The organism is Mesorhizobium sp. M0870 (genome assembly GCF_040319775.1).
Classification (GTDB): domain Bacteria; phylum Pseudomonadota; class Alphaproteobacteria; order Rhizobiales; family Rhizobiaceae; genus Mesorhizobium.
The window spans coordinates 1-506 of record NZ_JAMYOI010000091.1 but is presented as its reverse complement, the minus strand read 5'-3'; the positions used below and the strand labels follow the sequence as shown (position 1 = coordinate 506).

Genomic DNA, 506 nt, shown 5'->3' with positions numbered 1-506 from the left:
GTAGGGGAGTAGGGGAGTAGGGGAGTAGGGGAGTAGGGGAGTAGGGGAGGCTATCCGGTTGCAAGTCTACGGATGAGAAGTCGAAGAAGCTTTCCCACACTTTCGGTGTTCGCCAACAACGAGGCCGTCGTCGCTTTCGGCGCGATGCCGGTGCGTTCAGCAATCAGAAGCTGAGTTTCCAGTTCCTTCAATGATCCTTGGGCAATACGGAGAAACTGCAGATAAGAGCCTCGAATTTCTCTGCCATACCCCTCCGCTATGTTTGCCGGCACCGAGCTTGCAGCGCGTCGCGCTTGGCTGGTCAGTCCATAAAGTTCTTCCTTTGGCCAAGATTTCGTTGCGCCGTAAATAGCCACTACAAGGTCCATCGCCTGCTGCCAAACCAGCAAGTCCTTGTAGGAGCCTGTTTTTTCGGCCATTCGTTCCTACTCCCCTACTGCCCGACTACCCTACGACCCAACGCGGTGTGTTATACACAAATACCAGCCCACGCGCCGCTGAAGGAT

General features: G+C 55.1%; 1 protein-coding gene. It reads right to left on the bottom strand.

The features are described from left to right. Window positions 1–50: 50 nt before the first annotated feature. Complete coding sequence (locus tag NKH97_RS33265) at window positions 51–419, bottom strand: four helix bundle protein (RefSeq protein WP_352440791.1); 369 nt, start codon at window positions 417–419, stop codon at window positions 51–53. Window positions 420–506 lie beyond the last annotated feature (87 nt).